This is a genomic window from Priestia sp. 10L35, assembly GCF_056395685.1.
The window spans coordinates 498939-512509 of record NZ_JBFTKA010000002.1 but is presented as its reverse complement, the minus strand read 5'-3'; the positions used below and the strand labels follow the sequence as shown (position 1 = coordinate 512509).

12 protein-coding genes are annotated in these 13571 nt (G+C 38.0%); 9 read left to right on the top strand and 3 right to left on the bottom strand.

The window, feature by feature from the left end:
* The first annotated feature begins 141 nt into the window (after positions 1 to 141).
* Together AC1DEF_RS08610 and AC1DEF_RS08605 are read left to right on the top strand one after the other, a co-directional pair.
* Positions 142 to 1350, top strand: a complete 1209-nt coding sequence (locus tag AC1DEF_RS08610; protein WP_097823461.1) for a DNA polymerase IV — start codon at positions 142 to 144, stop codon at positions 1348 to 1350.
* Between the two features lie 156 nt (positions 1351 to 1506).
* Positions 1507 to 1926 (top strand): organic hydroperoxide resistance protein, encoded by a 420-nt coding sequence (locus AC1DEF_RS08605; protein ID WP_013056975.1) that lies wholly within the window; start codon positions 1507 to 1509, stop codon positions 1924 to 1926.
* 60 nt (positions 1927 to 1986) lie between these two features.
* Here AC1DEF_RS08605 and AC1DEF_RS08600 read toward each other — a convergent pair whose 3' ends face one another.
* Positions 1987 to 2436: a MarR family winged helix-turn-helix transcriptional regulator gene (locus AC1DEF_RS08600; protein WP_013083086.1), complete on the bottom strand. Its 450-nt coding sequence runs from the start codon at positions 2434 to 2436 to the stop codon at positions 1987 to 1989.
* 144 nt (positions 2437 to 2580) lie between these two features.
* On the opposite strand from AC1DEF_RS08600, the gene AC1DEF_RS08595 reads away from it, so the two are divergent.
* From AC1DEF_RS08595 to AC1DEF_RS08580, 4 genes are all read left to right on the top strand, one after another.
* Entirely contained in the window at positions 2581 to 2790 is a 210-nt protein-coding gene (locus tag AC1DEF_RS08595; RefSeq protein WP_013056977.1) for a cold-shock protein, read from the top strand.
* A gap of 291 nt (positions 2791 to 3081) precedes the next feature.
* Positions 3082 to 3903, top strand: coding sequence for an MBL fold metallo-hydrolase (locus AC1DEF_RS08590; RefSeq protein ID WP_097823460.1), 822 nt, complete (start codon positions 3082 to 3084; stop codon positions 3901 to 3903).
* 176 nt (positions 3904 to 4079) lie between these two features.
* Positions 4080 to 4286 (top strand): zinc ribbon domain-containing protein, encoded by a 207-nt coding sequence (locus tag AC1DEF_RS08585; protein WP_097823459.1) that lies wholly within the window; start codon positions 4080 to 4082, stop codon positions 4284 to 4286.
* Between the two features lie 2 nt (positions 4287 to 4288).
* Complete coding sequence (locus AC1DEF_RS08580) at positions 4289 to 4765, top strand: GNAT family N-acetyltransferase (protein WP_097823458.1); 477 nt, start codon at positions 4289 to 4291, stop codon at positions 4763 to 4765.
* A 20-nt stretch (positions 4766 to 4785) separates the two neighbouring features.
* Here AC1DEF_RS08580 and AC1DEF_RS08575 read toward each other — a convergent pair whose 3' ends face one another.
* Positions 4786 to 5808: a LysM peptidoglycan-binding and 3D domain-containing protein gene (locus AC1DEF_RS08575; protein WP_097823457.1), complete on the bottom strand. Its 1023-nt coding sequence runs from the start codon at positions 5806 to 5808 to the stop codon at positions 4786 to 4788.
* A 301-nt stretch (positions 5809 to 6109) separates the two neighbouring features.
* Here AC1DEF_RS08575 and AC1DEF_RS08570 point away from each other — a divergent pair, with 301 nt between their 5' ends.
* Genes AC1DEF_RS08570 through AC1DEF_RS08560 form a run of 3 tightly spaced genes read left to right on the top strand, consistent with a single transcriptional unit; the run spans position 6110 to position 9962 of the window.
* Entirely contained in the window at positions 6110 to 8644 is a 2535-nt protein-coding gene (locus AC1DEF_RS08570) for an AAA domain-containing protein (protein ID WP_318331303.1), read from the top strand.
* Positions 8638 to 9345 (top strand): cobalamin B12-binding domain-containing protein, encoded by a 708-nt coding sequence (locus AC1DEF_RS08565; RefSeq protein WP_321170609.1) that lies wholly within the window; start codon positions 8638 to 8640, stop codon positions 9343 to 9345. The genes AC1DEF_RS08570 and AC1DEF_RS08565 overlap by 7 nt, the downstream gene beginning before the upstream one ends.
* On the top strand, positions 9342 to 9962 hold the full coding sequence (locus AC1DEF_RS08560; RefSeq protein ID WP_095379697.1) for a hypothetical protein: 621 nt from the start codon (positions 9342 to 9344) through the stop codon (positions 9960 to 9962). Before AC1DEF_RS08565 ends, AC1DEF_RS08560 begins: the two co-directional genes overlap by 4 nt.
* Here the strand turns inward: AC1DEF_RS08560 and AC1DEF_RS08555 are convergent.
* On the bottom strand, positions 9959 to 13519 hold the full coding sequence (locus tag AC1DEF_RS08555; RefSeq protein ID WP_097823455.1) for a CheR family methyltransferase: 3561 nt from the start codon (positions 13517 to 13519) through the stop codon (positions 9959 to 9961). The two genes, AC1DEF_RS08560 and AC1DEF_RS08555, sit on opposite strands and share 4 nt — an antisense overlap.
* Between the last annotated feature and the right edge of the window lie 52 nt (positions 13520 to 13571).

Below are 13571 nucleotides of genomic sequence, written 5' to 3'. Positions count from 1 at the left end.
AGAATACGAGAGAGTGACACACAGTGTTCGCTCAAAATAAAAATAAAGTATAGGTACGCACAACTTAGAAAAAAAGAGTTATAATAAATAAGAATGTACGTTCTTCTTTCGGGGATTAATTATACAGAAAGAGGTGATAGTATGAAAATGATGTACCCTAAAAACGGCAAAGTTATTCTTCATATTGATGCCAATGCTTTTTATGCATCTGTTGAAACCGCACATGATCATACGCTCAAAGATAAGCCTCTTGCTATTGCTGGCAATCCAAAGGAACGAAGAGGAATTGTTGTAACCTGTAACTATATTGCTCGTAAACGTGGAGTATATGCGCCAATGCCTCTTTGGGAAGCGAAAAGAAAATGCCCTGAGCTGGTTGTGATAAAACCTAATTTTCCATTATATCGCCAAGTGTCCAAAAACATGTTTGATTATTTAGTAACCATTTCACCTCTTTTAGAGCCTGCTTCCATTGATGAAGGCTATTTGGATATTACAAATTGTGCTGAATTAGGCTCTCCTCTTGACATAGCAAAGTCAATTCAGCAGCATTTAATACAGACGCTGCAAATTCCTGTGTCAATTGGAATCGCGCCGAATAAATTTTTAGCCAAAACGGCAAGTGATATGCAAAAACCTTTAGGGATTACCGTCCTTCGAAAAAGAGATGTCCAAACAGTTCTTTGGCCAAAAGCCGTAGAGGAAATGCACGGAATCGGTAAAAAAACAGCTGAGAAGCTAAATGCGATTAAGATCGTGACCATCGGTGATCTAGCAAAAGCCGCTCCCGGTCTTCTTAAACAAACTCTCGGAGTAAAAGGAGAAGTTATGAAAGAACGAGCATGGGGCCAAGATGATCGACAGGTGAACCCTGATCGCCAATCACAGTTTAAATCTATTGGAAACTCTACGACGCTATCTCAAAATGCAGTAGATGAACATGAAGTTCTCCCTATTTTAAATAAACTATCGCATTCTGTAAGCTCTCGTATGAAAGCGAAAAAAGTTGTAAGCAAAACGATTCAATTAACGATACGATACAGTGATTTTAAAACCATTACTCGAAGCCAAACTATTTCAAAAGCAATTAGCGAGCCAAACGATCTTTTTCATTACAGTGCGGTATTATTTCAAAGCCACTGGAACGGAGAACCGATTCGTTTATTAGGCGTAGCTGCTCTTCAAGTGAGCCACCATCTTCAGGAAGAAGAACAATTAGATTTGTTTACATATGGAGAGCAAGCAAAAAAAGAGCCTTTATACAAAGCGGTCGAAAGTTTGCGTGAAAAATATGGAGATAACATTATTCAAAGCGGTTTAAAAAAACAAAGAGGAAAAAAAGAGAGGTAACTCTCTTTTTTTGTATAAAATAATAGGTTTACACTCATTATAGAAGGGGAAGTACATTACTATCACGGTAATCAAAGTGATTACAAAATGAATTTGATTGCGACTTTTTTGATTGTCTGCAATGAAATTACATAAAATAATCTATGAGGTGATCTTATGTCAGACGTACTATTTACATCTAAAGCAACAGCGGTAGGAGGCCGAGATGGTCGAGTTAAATCAGATGATGGTATTATTGATTTAACCCTTGTAAATCCTTCTCCAAATAACAAAGAAGAAGGAACAAATCCCGAGCAGCTGTTTGCAGCAGGATATTCTGCTTGTTTTGACGGTGCTTTAAATTTAATCGCTAAGAAACAAAAAAAAGACATTGATTCTTCTATTACTGCAGAGGTAAGTCTACTAAAAGACCACACTGACGATGGCTTTAAAATTGGAGTGGTGTTAAACGCTCATATTAAAGGCGTTTCACAAGAAGTAGCTGAGAAGCTAGTAGAAGATGCACATCAATTCTGCCCGTATTCTAAAGCAACGCGTGGGAATGTTAACGTAACGTTAAATACAACGGCTGAGTAAATAAAAAACGCCTGGATTTTTCTTAAATCCAGGCGCTTTTTATGTGCAATTTTATATGGTCTATTTTTGATTGTACGTATGCAGTGATTGCAATAACTCCTGCAGCGTTTCTTTCAGCTTTTCTAATTCTCCTTGCGACTTATTCGTCATACTAAAAACTTCTTCTGGAATATGACAAGCTTTATCACGTAATTTTTTTCCTTTTTCGGTTAAACTAATAAAAACAACGCGTTCATCTTCATGAGAACGCTGACGAATCACTAATTCTTGATCCTGCATTCTTTTTAGCATAGGAGTAAGGGTGCCTGAATCCAAATACAGAAGTTCGCCCATTTTTTTTACGCTGAGTGTTTCATGTTCCCATAAAACAAGAAGGGCTAAATACTGCGGATAGGTTACTCCTAATTTATCGAGCAGCGGCTTGTACACCTTTGTAATTTCTCGAGACGTGGCGTAAATTGAGAAACAAAGCTGGTTTTCTAGCTGCAGCTGCTTATAAAGTTGTTCCATTCATGTTGCCTCCAGTCTATTGCTTTTTATTTAATTATACACAATTAAATAGTGGTGTCCAATAACGTCGGATGAAAAAGTAATCAAGCTGTAAATAAAAAATGGGAATTTTACATATACTAAGAAAAAAAGGGAGCTGTGCACATGTATTTTGCAAAAAAAGCCGTAGAAGAAGAAGTAGATCAAATGATGGATACGACTGTATACGCGTGTCAATCTGAATCATGTAATGGGTGGATGAGAGAAGATTTTGTTACGGTTGATTATAACTGTCCGATGTGCGGAACGGAAATGTCGCAGGAAGTACGCGAGCTGCCGAAAATTAAGTACGATCACCAATTTTATAATAAATAAAAAAAGAAGCAACTGCTTCTTTTTTTATTTTTCACTAAAATTTCATTAAGCTGCGCTAGACTAAAAACCAACATACGATGAAGGTGAGGAATATCAGAATGAATCAAGGGAACTTTTTGAAAGGTTTATTTTGGGGAACCTTATTTAGTATTCCTATTTGGATTTCATTGTTTGGCTGGTTCCGCATTTTATCACATCTTGCATAGTTTTGTTTTATAAACCGTCATACGCACTCTTATCTTTCTATTTCCGCTATAATAAAGGTGATAGAAAAAATAAGGAGCTGTTCTCATGATTCAATATAAAACGGAGCAAATGACGGTTTTTGAAAGCGCGCTGTTTCAAACAACATCTGCAGTCATTGAAACAAAAGACTGTGTCATTGTTGTTGATCCAACGTGGCTTCCTCACGAAATTAATGAAATTAAACAGCATGTTCAAGGGATCTTAAACCACCGCAAACTGTATGTGTTTTTTACTCACGGAGATTTTGATCACGTCATTGGGTATGGGGCTTTCTTAGAATTAAATGCCACCTTTATTGGCAGCAAATTTTTAGAACAACACCCGGACAAAGAAGAAAAAGTTCAAATGATTAAGCAGTTTGATCATAATTATTATATAAAAAGATCCCATGATATTATATTCCCAGAATTAGATATTGTTGTAACCGAAAATGAACAGCATATTACTTTAGGTGAAACATCCATTACCTGTTATTTTGCAAAAGGTCATACAACCGATGGCCTATTTATGATTGTCGATGATTCGATATGGATTGCAGGGGATTATTTATCGGATTTTGAATATCCGTACATATATGAAAGTGTAAATGATTACCGCGACACGCTTGCTATTGCGCGACACATTTTAGCTAAGCACCAAAATCTAACGCTAGTTCCCGGGCACGGGAAAACGACACATCACCGAGCTGAAATTCAAAGACGAGTGGAGATGGCCAGCTCTTATTTAGATGAACTGCAAGCGGCAGTGAAAGAAAACAGTAAAGAAGCGCTCGATAAGCTAAATGATAAACTGGCGTTTCCCTCTGATTTCACCGCACAATGTCATCAAAAAAACGTTGAAATTATGAAAAGAGAACTCCTATCATAGAAACCAACTGTATAGTCATACCGTTAATACTAAAAGTAAGAAACCACATTTTCTATTTCTAGGTAATGGAAAATGTGGTTTCCTTAGTTCCTTTATTTATCAATTAAATGAAACTTTTTCCTTTTCTATCCGTTTATATAAATAAGAAATTATTTTATTTATAAAGGAGTATAACAATGGGGAAAAACGGTTGTGTAAAATGCGGACATACAGAAGCACAAACAAAAGAAATTGCTACAACGGGAACGGGACTGTCTAGATACTTAGACGTTCAGCACAACCACTTTACAGTGGTATATTGCACGAGCTGCGGGTATTCAGAGCTATATAATAAATCATCTTCAAAAGGCAGCAATATTATTGACTTATTTTTTGGAGGATAAAGATGAGTATCGACCTTATTGAAATCCACAAAGATAGGCGCGCTTCCTATTTGAACCCGCTATTAATAGGGGATGAAGACGAAAAAGTGGTGAAGTCGTATATAAATGAAGGTTCCTTATTTACCATTGTGTATGAAAAGAAGGAGATAGGAGTTGTGCAGTGCCTCATCGATGAAGAGGAACGGGCAGTAGAAGTAAAGAATATCGGTTTAAAAGAAGCGTACAGAGGAAAAGGAATCGGCAGCAAAGTCATTAAAAAGTTAGAAGTACTGTATGAGTGTAACCATTATTCTAAAATGATTGTAGGAACAGCGGACTCCAGCCTTGAAAACATAGCATTTTATAAAAAGGCAGGCTTTTATCAAAGGGGTGTCAAAAAGAATTTCTTTTTGCAGTACGTTCCACCGATTTACGAGAATGGCTTGCAAGCTATCGATATGATTATGTTTGAAAAAAAATTAAAAAGCAGAAGCGACTAACACGCTTCTGCTTTTAGTGATTAATCTAAAATTTGAAGTTTTACCGTTTTGCGTCCCCAATTTAAAGCTGAGCTTTGAGATGCCATAAATAAATCAACGCGAGTACCTTTAATGGCACCGCCAGTATCTCCAGCAATTGCTTCTCCGTAACCTTCTACGTATACGCGAGAACCTAATGGAATCACGCGAGGATCAACTGCAATTACTTTTCGATTAGGATTTGACCTTAGGTCGATGCCTGTAGCAGTGATTCCGCTGCAGCCTGCACAGTAAGCAGTATAAGCTGTTGCTTCAACCGTAATCTCTTTCGAAACCGACTTGCTTTCTTGCACTGGAGCAGGTGCCGGCGTTGAAGTCGACGGTGTTGAAGGAGCAGTAGTCGCTGGCGTTGATGGTTTTGCTTGAGCTGCAGCTTGTCCGCCTACTTGTAGCACTTGATTAATGTAAATCGTATTAGACGATAAGTTATTCCACTGTTTTAATTGAGAAATTGAAATGCCGTGTCGCTGTGCTACGCTCCACATTGTATCTCCAGGCTGAACTTTGTAACTTTTACTGTTGCTAGGAGCCGGGGATGCTTGCGTTTCGTTTGTTTTTTCTTGTACAGGTGCTGAAGGTGATGATGAAACAGTTCCTGTTCCGCTTATTTTTAATACTTGATTCACATAAATTAAATGACTAGATAAGTTATTCCACTCTTTTAGCTGCTGTACAGAAGTACCGTTGTTTTTAGCGATACGATAAAGCGTGTCGCCTGATTTTACTGTATATGTATGGTTTGAAGATGTCGTAGTTGGAGTTGAACTAGATGAAGAGTCAGTAGATGTAGATCCAATTTGTAATGTTTGGTTTGCATAAATTAATGTCGAAGAAAGACCATTCCACTTTTTTAAGTCTTCAACTGTTACATTATGCTGCTGTGAGATGCTGAATAACGTTTCTCCAGCTTTTACTTTATGCGTGTCTGTGTCAGCTGATGCTGCGTCTGCAATTCCAATTGATACTAAAGCTGTGGCCCCTAATGTAAAAATGTGTTTTTTCATCTAATATTTCTCCTTTATTTCCAATAGTTGTATCTTATTCTATCAGCAATATGTAACAAAACCATGACAAAATGGTAGGTTTTATATTACAAGTTTGTAACAATACGTCTAAAGTGATAGGAAAAACACGGTTTTTTTACGATTATGATGAAAAAAGTCTTAATTTGTCTGTAGAGATAGAATAGTAAAAAAGGTGTTCTGCTTTTATAAAAAGGAAAAAGAAAGAAGCTATGCTATATTCAAATGACATGATAGAATAGACAAGTTAGAAATGAACGGATAAAAAGGGAGTTAGACATCTATGGAAAAACGCTCTATCTCTTCATATTTAAAAGCATGGGGGCGCGCACTTTCAATTGAGATTAATTATATGAAGAAACACGGCGGAGAAAAGTATACGGTAGGAAAAGGAGAGTACTTAGGGCAGCAGGAGGATGCGTATCTTTACCGGTTTGAACGCACAGCCGATTTATACCTTTTTGATGGAGCTCAGGTACGCCTTGTCCACCAGCATAAAGAAAGTAAAGGAGAAGTTATCGGAACAGAAGGGTTTGATCTGTACCTTAAAATAGATGCGTTTATTGGCCAAGAAGTAGACGAACTCGATATATATAATGAACCATGGGAGTTATTGCAGGCACTCATTGATAGACTCACGGAAGCAAAAGATTACAAGCAAAAAATAGTGAGAATCAAACGTCTTATGAGAGGCGATAGTCCTGTTCGTCATAAGGAGTATACGTCTAAGAACGCTCTTCATGAAGTGTTGCTGCGAGCGCGTTATAACCGTACTACTTATATTTGGGGGCCTCCTGGAACAGGAAAAACATATACGCTGTCCAAAATCGCGGCAAGCTATTACCGGAAATCAAAGCGGATCCTTTTATTATCTCACAGTAATGCAGCGGTGGACGGTTTGCTGCAAGAAACTGCGCGTCAGTTAAAAAAGAAAGGAGCTTGGAAAAAAGGAAAACTCATTCGATACGGAGCAACAAAAAGCAGCGGCTTAGAAAATATAAAAGTAGAAGAAGTCATTGGAGAAGATGATCCGGATTTAGCTCAGGAGATGCGTGATTTACAAGAAGAACGAGTTTACTTAAGCAGGTATCCTAATAGAGCTCACCAGCTTCAGCAAGTTAACAAAAAGATAAACGCCCTTCGTAAGAAGTGGATTGAAGCGGAGAAAAATGTTTTTGATCAAGCGTATATTGTAGGCACTACTTTATCAAAAGCGGCTATTGACCGATTACTTTATCAAAATGAATTTGATATGGTTGTGGTAGACGAAATTAGCATGGCATATGCACCGCAAATTGCTTTTGCAGCTACGTTAGGAAAACGAATTGTCGTATGCGGCGATTTTAAACAGCTTCCCCCGGTATCTCAATCTTCTCATGCTGAAGTGAAGAAGTGGCTGCAGCGAGATTTATTTGAGCAGACGGGTCTTGTAGAGCAAGTAGAAAGCAGTGAGATACACCCGCATCTTTTTATGTTGACGAAGCAAAGAAGAATGCATAAAGATATCTCAGCTTTTACAAATCGCTATATTTACAGCAATCGAGTAGCAGATCATCCATCTGTCACAACAAGTCGAGAAGTAGTAGCAAGCAGCCGGCCGTTTGCTCATGAAGCAGCGCTTATGCTTAACATTGGTCATTTGCATTCTTCCGCTATGCGAGATGCTGCTTCCGGCTCACGCTACAATGTGATAACGGCTGTGTTGGCGGTAAGTTTGATGCTGCGGGCACGCAAAGCTTCTTCGGCTACTCTTGGCTATGTGACTCCTTATAAGTCTCAAGCTAAATTGATCAATGCATTTCTTCAAGATATTGAACCAGCTAGCGGTATAATTGCAGCAACCGTACACAAATTTCAAGGCGCGGAACGAGATATCATGATTTTTGATACGGTCGATACAAAGCCGCAGTCAAAACCAGGTTTACTTTTAACAAATGAAAATAGCGACCGATTGGTAAATGTAGCGGTGACGCGTTCAAAAGGAAAATTTATTATGCTTTCAGACGAGTCGTTTGCCCAGCAGCGTGTACCAAAGGAGCGAGCGTTATGGAAGTTGGTTAACCACTTTAACGAAAATCAAAAAGTATACCAGCCTCAGCAATTTTTAAAAGAAGTCATTCAGCATCCTAAATTGATTTGGTACCATCCATCGAACAGCAGTCAGTTAAAAAAAGACTTATATCAAGCTCGGCAGCAGATTTTATTGTGCATTCCTTATGCATCCCTTATCTCTCAAGAAATACGGGATGTGTTAAATTCGTTTAAAGGTGAAGTGACCGTTCTTACTCGTGAACCAACAGAAGTTCGAATTGACGGCGCTCATGTCATTTCATCTCCTGTTCCGATGTCATTGCTTATCATCGATGAATCCACTATATGGATTAATATGCCTTATGGCGGAAAGAAAGAAGCGTTTATGGCCGCTAGAATTGAGTCAAAGCTAGGCGCTAAACAGCTTATTCGGTCGATTGACTTTACCGAAGATAAAACAAGAAATCAAGAAACGAAAATGTATATAGAAACAAATAAACCACAATATTCTTTGAGCAATTATCTTCGCAGCTGGGATCGCTGTGAATCTTGTCAGCATATGCGAGAAGTAGAGATAACAAAAAAAGGAAAAGTAAGGTTTATTTGCTATTATTGCGGGAAAACAAGTGGGGCAACACGTTTATTAATGGAAAAATATTTAAACTACGTACATGCTGTATGTAAAGCATGCAAGCAGCCGATGAACGTAGATTATGATGAAAATAAAGGCGTCTACGCATGTTGTCCATCGTGCAAAAAGGAAGTTTTGCCTAGAGATTTATTGTAACTTTAGGAAAAGGGCGTGATCTTATCGTTTACTCTCGTAATGTAGCGGCTTTAGCTGATTGTTTGCTAGAAGGAGACGTTCAAAAAAGCTGGCTGCTTATTGCTATATATATAGAAGAAGGTCATTCTTCAACCGACGTATATACGTTTCTGACAGAAGCGATGTATGAGATAGGGAAAAGGTGGCAAGAAAATAAAATTTCAGTCGCGGACGAGCATTTGGCTACTGCAGCCTGTGACTATGTGTTAACTCGTTTTCAGCTTTCTCAGCAGCAATTGCTTCAGCGTAATCGGGCCCTTCTTTTTTGCATTGAAGGAGAAGAGCATTACTTAGGCATTAAAATGATTGCAGGACTTATGAGAGAACATGGATGGGAAGTGAAAAACTTAGGAGCCAATTTGCCGCTACCGTTCGCTTTAAAAAGTATCGAGAAGTGGGACCCTGATGTAGTATGTTTGTCCGTCTCACAAGTGCATTTGCTGCCTGATTTACAAAAATACATTGCTGAGATTGAAAACATGCCGCAAAGTCCTCTTGTATTAGTAGGCAGCAGGCTTCTCAATACGCATGATTTATCGGCTTCAGGATCTTCAAAAACCATATTCATTAATCATATTCAAGCTTTTAAAGACTGGCTTCTAATCAACAATAAAGAAAGTTCGACGCAAGATAAAATGTTAGTAATGGGGGAAGAAATATGATCAGTTTGCCGATTCAACACATTCCGGTTCCAATGTTTTTACTCAATAAAGACAACGAAATAATTGAATTTACACCAAGCGTCACGAAAAATTTCCCGCCTGTTCAGAACTTTTTAGATCTAGTTGATGAAGATAGTCAAGAAAAAGTAAAAAGAGCACTCCAGGGAAAGGAAGAAGTGCAAATCGAAGTAAATATGCGCACGTTTTCTAACCCGGTTGCTCTTTTTGATTTTCATTTTAAGCCTGAAGCCTATCATTCGCTGCACGCTGTTTTCTGCTATCCTATTCACGAGCATATGACGAGTGTTCAATCAACTCTTCAACAGTTTCGATCTATGCTTATGCAAGACTCATCACAAGTAAGCCAAGATTTTTCAGTCAGGGAAACAGATGTAGAAACGGCGAAAAAAATGCAGCTAGTTGATCTTCAGCGTCATTTTCGAGAAATGAAAACAAATGTGCTAACCATTCAAGACCTCTTGAGTATTATCCGCTCCGACGTAATTGAAGCAGGAAAAGGAGAATATATTGAATTGGTCTCTACACATTTGTTTGACATACAAGATTTAATTAATCAGGAGCTTGACTGTTTAAGACAGAAGAACAAAGTACATTAAGAAAGCGGCAATCGAATTTCTACCGTTGTTCCTTTTCCTTCTTCACTATCATACGAAATGCTTCCTTTATGATTACTAATGATTTTGTGACTCACCATCAATCCTAATCCTGTTCCTTTTTCTTTTGTTGTATAGAAAGGCTCGCTAATTCGTGTTAATCGATCTTTCGGCATGCCTTTTCCTTCATCTATCACTTGGACGACTACTTGATTTGTATCTGGATCAAATTTAGATACCACTAGAATAGACCCAGGGTCATCCATCGCTTCAATAGAATTTTTCACCATGTTGATAAATACTTGTTTCATATCTTTTTCAATACAATGAACAACAGGTAATTTTTCTTCAAAATCTGTTGAAATAGTAATATTTTTAAGAATGGCCTGTGTATGCAGCAGCGTACATACGTCTTGAAGAATTAAATTTATCTGTTTATTTTCATATTTTACGACTTCGGGTTTGGCTAGAATGAGCAGTTCGCTAATAATCAGTTCTAAGCGGTTAAATTCGGACATCATGACATCCATATATTCTTTTTTATACGTTTCTTCTTGCATCATAAGCTGTAAAAAGCCCTTTAATGATGTAAGAGGGTTTCGTATTTCATGGGCAATGCCGGCAGCGAGTTGCCCGAGTGCTGACAGCATCTCTGAATTTTTGAGCATCATTTCCGACTGTTTGCGCTGTGAAATATCTTCGCTTAGCCCAATGTAATGGATGATTTCGTCTTGATCATTTTTAACAGGCATTAAGGCTAACTGTTCCCAAACGGTTTCTCCGTCTTCTTGAACGTAGGAAATTTCTCCGTTCCATTTTTCTCCTCTATATACTTCATTCCAAATCTTAGGGAACCTTTTAACCCCCAACTTTTTTGTATATAAGTCATAGATGTGCAGCCCAAATACTTCTTGCGGCGCATGCTTTTGCTCCATGAACTTTTGATTAATGTACTTAATTTTACCTTGATGATCGGTAATGAAAATGCCCGTAGGACTGTGAGCTACTGCAAAGGATGTAATAGCCAATTCTTCATTTGATCGTTTAATTTCTGTAATATTAATAAACGTAATAACTACACCGTTAATTAAATTCTCATTTGTACGATAAGGCATCATTTTCATGCTGTACCATTGGTTATCGTAGCTTTGAATTTCTTTTTGAAGGGTATTATTTGTTCTTAAAACGTGCATTGCGTCCTCGATTAGATGGTCATATCTAAAGTTATGCGAAATATGAAAGAAAGGTCTTCCGATATCTTGATGAAGAACGTTGATCACTGTTTTCGTTTCCGGCGTAAATAATTTAATATTCAGCTGCTCGTCTAAAAAGATAGTAGCAATAGTTGTACTGATTAATAAATTATCAATATCGTTATTTAAGTCCGTTAATTCTTCAATCTTTCGCTCGTACTGATTGTTAACACTAATTAACTCTTCATTAACAGACTGCAGTTCTTCATTTGTGGACTGCAGCTCTTCGTTAGAAGCAATCAGTTCTTCATTCGTGGACTTTAGCTCCTCATTTGCTGTTTCTAGCTCTTCAATCGTCGTTTGCAAATGCTGCTGCGTGTAATGAAGCTCTTGCTCTAAATCTACTACAAGCTCACTAATCGAGCTGGTTTGATTAAGAAACATGGGCTTTTCCTTATCAATAATGGCACCATCTGTCTGTTCATCAAACATAAGTAAGTAAAGAGAGTGATTTGTTGGAAGAGCAGATATCGTGAGGTTAAAACGGCGCTGAACGTTGTTTATGACAAACTCAATGTGCTGACAGCATACGCTTATATCTTGCTCTTTTACGCGTTTAATAGCTGCTCCAATGGCTAAAGAGACGTGAACTGGAACCATTTTGAAAATTGTATAATTAATTTTCCCTACAGGAACGTTAATAAGCTGAGTCGCTTCTTTTGAACAAAATATCACTTCGTTGTATTCATTTAATACAAGACAAGGGCTCATAAAGTGATCAATCATTGACTGATACATCTCATCTAATTTAAGCGAAGGAAGAGGCTTATAAAGCTGACTTGGCAGCGGCACGCTAGAAAAATCACCTTCATGCGAGTTGGATTTTGAAAGATTAAAAGCTCCCGTAATTTGTCGGCTGGGCTGTCCGGAACGCTTAAATATTTTCCACTTACTGTTGATAGGGCGGAACAAATCAGACAAATTTCCCGTTGTTTCACTAGGGCCTAAAAAAAGTACGCCTTCTTCTGTCAAAGAGAAATGAAAAAGAGACAGAATGCGCTGCTGCAGTTCAGCTTGGAAGTAAATCATCATATTTCGACAGCTAATTAAATCAACGTTTACAAAAGGCGAGTCTTTTCCTATATTATGGGGAGCAAAAACAATCATTTTGCGAATTGTTTTTTTAACTTGATAACTCCCGTGTTTTGTTTGCTCAAAATATTCATTAATCTGAGCTGCTGAGAAGGAATGAACTTCCGCTTCTTCATAAATACCTTGACTAGCTCTTTTGATTGCATGACGATCGATGTCCGTAGCAAAGATTCGGACATCGAAATAACGGTTGATTGTTGATAAATGGTCATGAAGCAAAATAGCTAATGTATATGCTTCTTGACCAGTAGAACAACCTGCTACCCAGATGCGGATTTCATCCTCTTGACTATGAATCTTTCTTTCAACTAATTGTGGGATGACTTGTTCTTCAATAATAGAGAATGCTTCTTTATCTCTAAGAAATTGTGTCACTCCAATCAGCAAGTCTCGCTGCAGTTCGACGATTTCTTCGGCTTCTTTACATAGATAATCCCGGTATTCTTCCATCGTTTGAGAGGGCGGATCGAGTAAAGCCATTCTCTTTTCAAGTCGTCGCAGCACCGTGTTTTTTTTGTACATAGAGAAGTCGATGCCTGTTTTCTTCTTTATTAATGAATAAATGTATTGCAGCGTTTCTTCATTATATGTAAATTCAGTTTGGCTGACATGCGTTTGCACAAGGTCAGGCATATCAGCAGGAGAAAGAATATAATCAGCAAGGTGTGCATCAATAGCGCTTAGGGGCATATCCCTGTACTTTGCTGTGCTTTCATCTTGTACAAGTACAGTTCCGCCATACTCTCGTATCGTTTTTGCTCCTCCTGTTCCATCATTTCCTTTTCCCGATAAAATAATGGCTGTGCACCGGTGTTTTTTTGAAGCGGCCAGAGAATGAAAAAAGGCGTCAATCGGATACTTTACCTGATCATTTTCTTCATAGGGACGAAGGCGAAGAGTATGATCCACAACGGTTACATAATGATGGGGAGGATTTAAATAAATTGTGTCTTCTTGTAAAGTCATCCCGTCTTGTGTCAGTTTGATATTCATTCCTGTTTTTTTTGCTAAAAGTTCTGGCATAAAACTTTTATATTTAGAGGAAAGGTGCTGCACAATAATAAACGCCATTCCATTTGGTGAAGGCATATTAGCGAAAAACTGCTCAATAGCTTCTAACCCTCCGGCAGAAGCGCCAATTCCCACAACGTGTAAATCCTGTTTCTCTATTCCTTCTGAAGACGATGGAACTGTAGAAAACGAGTTGTTCCTCATAATAGAACCTCCAATAATGTTTAGACACTTCCTAGATTGTATGTCGTTTTGT

Coding starts and splice junctions, on each gene's coding strand:
- AC1DEF_RS08610 (WP_097823461.1), top strand. CDS start 142: ATGAAAATGATGTACCCTAAAAACGGCAAAGTTATTCTTCATATTGAT.
- AC1DEF_RS08605 (WP_013056975.1), top strand. CDS start 1,507: ATGTCAGACGTACTATTTACATCTAAAGCAACAGCGGTAGGAGGCCGA.
- AC1DEF_RS08600 (WP_013083086.1), bottom strand. CDS start 2,436: ATGGAACAACTTTATAAGCAGCTGCAGCTAGAAAACCAGCTTTGTTTC.
- AC1DEF_RS08595 (WP_013056977.1), top strand. CDS start 2,581: ATGTATTTTGCAAAAAAAGCCGTAGAAGAAGAAGTAGATCAAATGATG.
- AC1DEF_RS08590 (WP_097823460.1), top strand. CDS start 3,082: ATGATTCAATATAAAACGGAGCAAATGACGGTTTTTGAAAGCGCGCTG.
- AC1DEF_RS08585 (WP_097823459.1), top strand. CDS start 4,080: ATGGGGAAAAACGGTTGTGTAAAATGCGGACATACAGAAGCACAAACA.
- AC1DEF_RS08580 (WP_097823458.1), top strand. CDS start 4,289: ATGAGTATCGACCTTATTGAAATCCACAAAGATAGGCGCGCTTCCTAT.
- AC1DEF_RS08575 (WP_097823457.1), bottom strand. CDS start 5,808: ATGAAAAAACACATTTTTACATTAGGGGCCACAGCTTTAGTATCAATT.
- AC1DEF_RS08570 (WP_318331303.1), top strand. CDS start 6,110: ATGGAAAAACGCTCTATCTCTTCATATTTAAAAGCATGGGGGCGCGCA.
- AC1DEF_RS08560 (WP_095379697.1), top strand. CDS start 9,342: ATGATCAGTTTGCCGATTCAACACATTCCGGTTCCAATGTTTTTACTC.
- AC1DEF_RS08555 (WP_097823455.1), bottom strand. CDS start 13,519: ATGAGGAACAACTCGTTTTCTACAGTTCCATCGTCTTCAGAAGGAATA.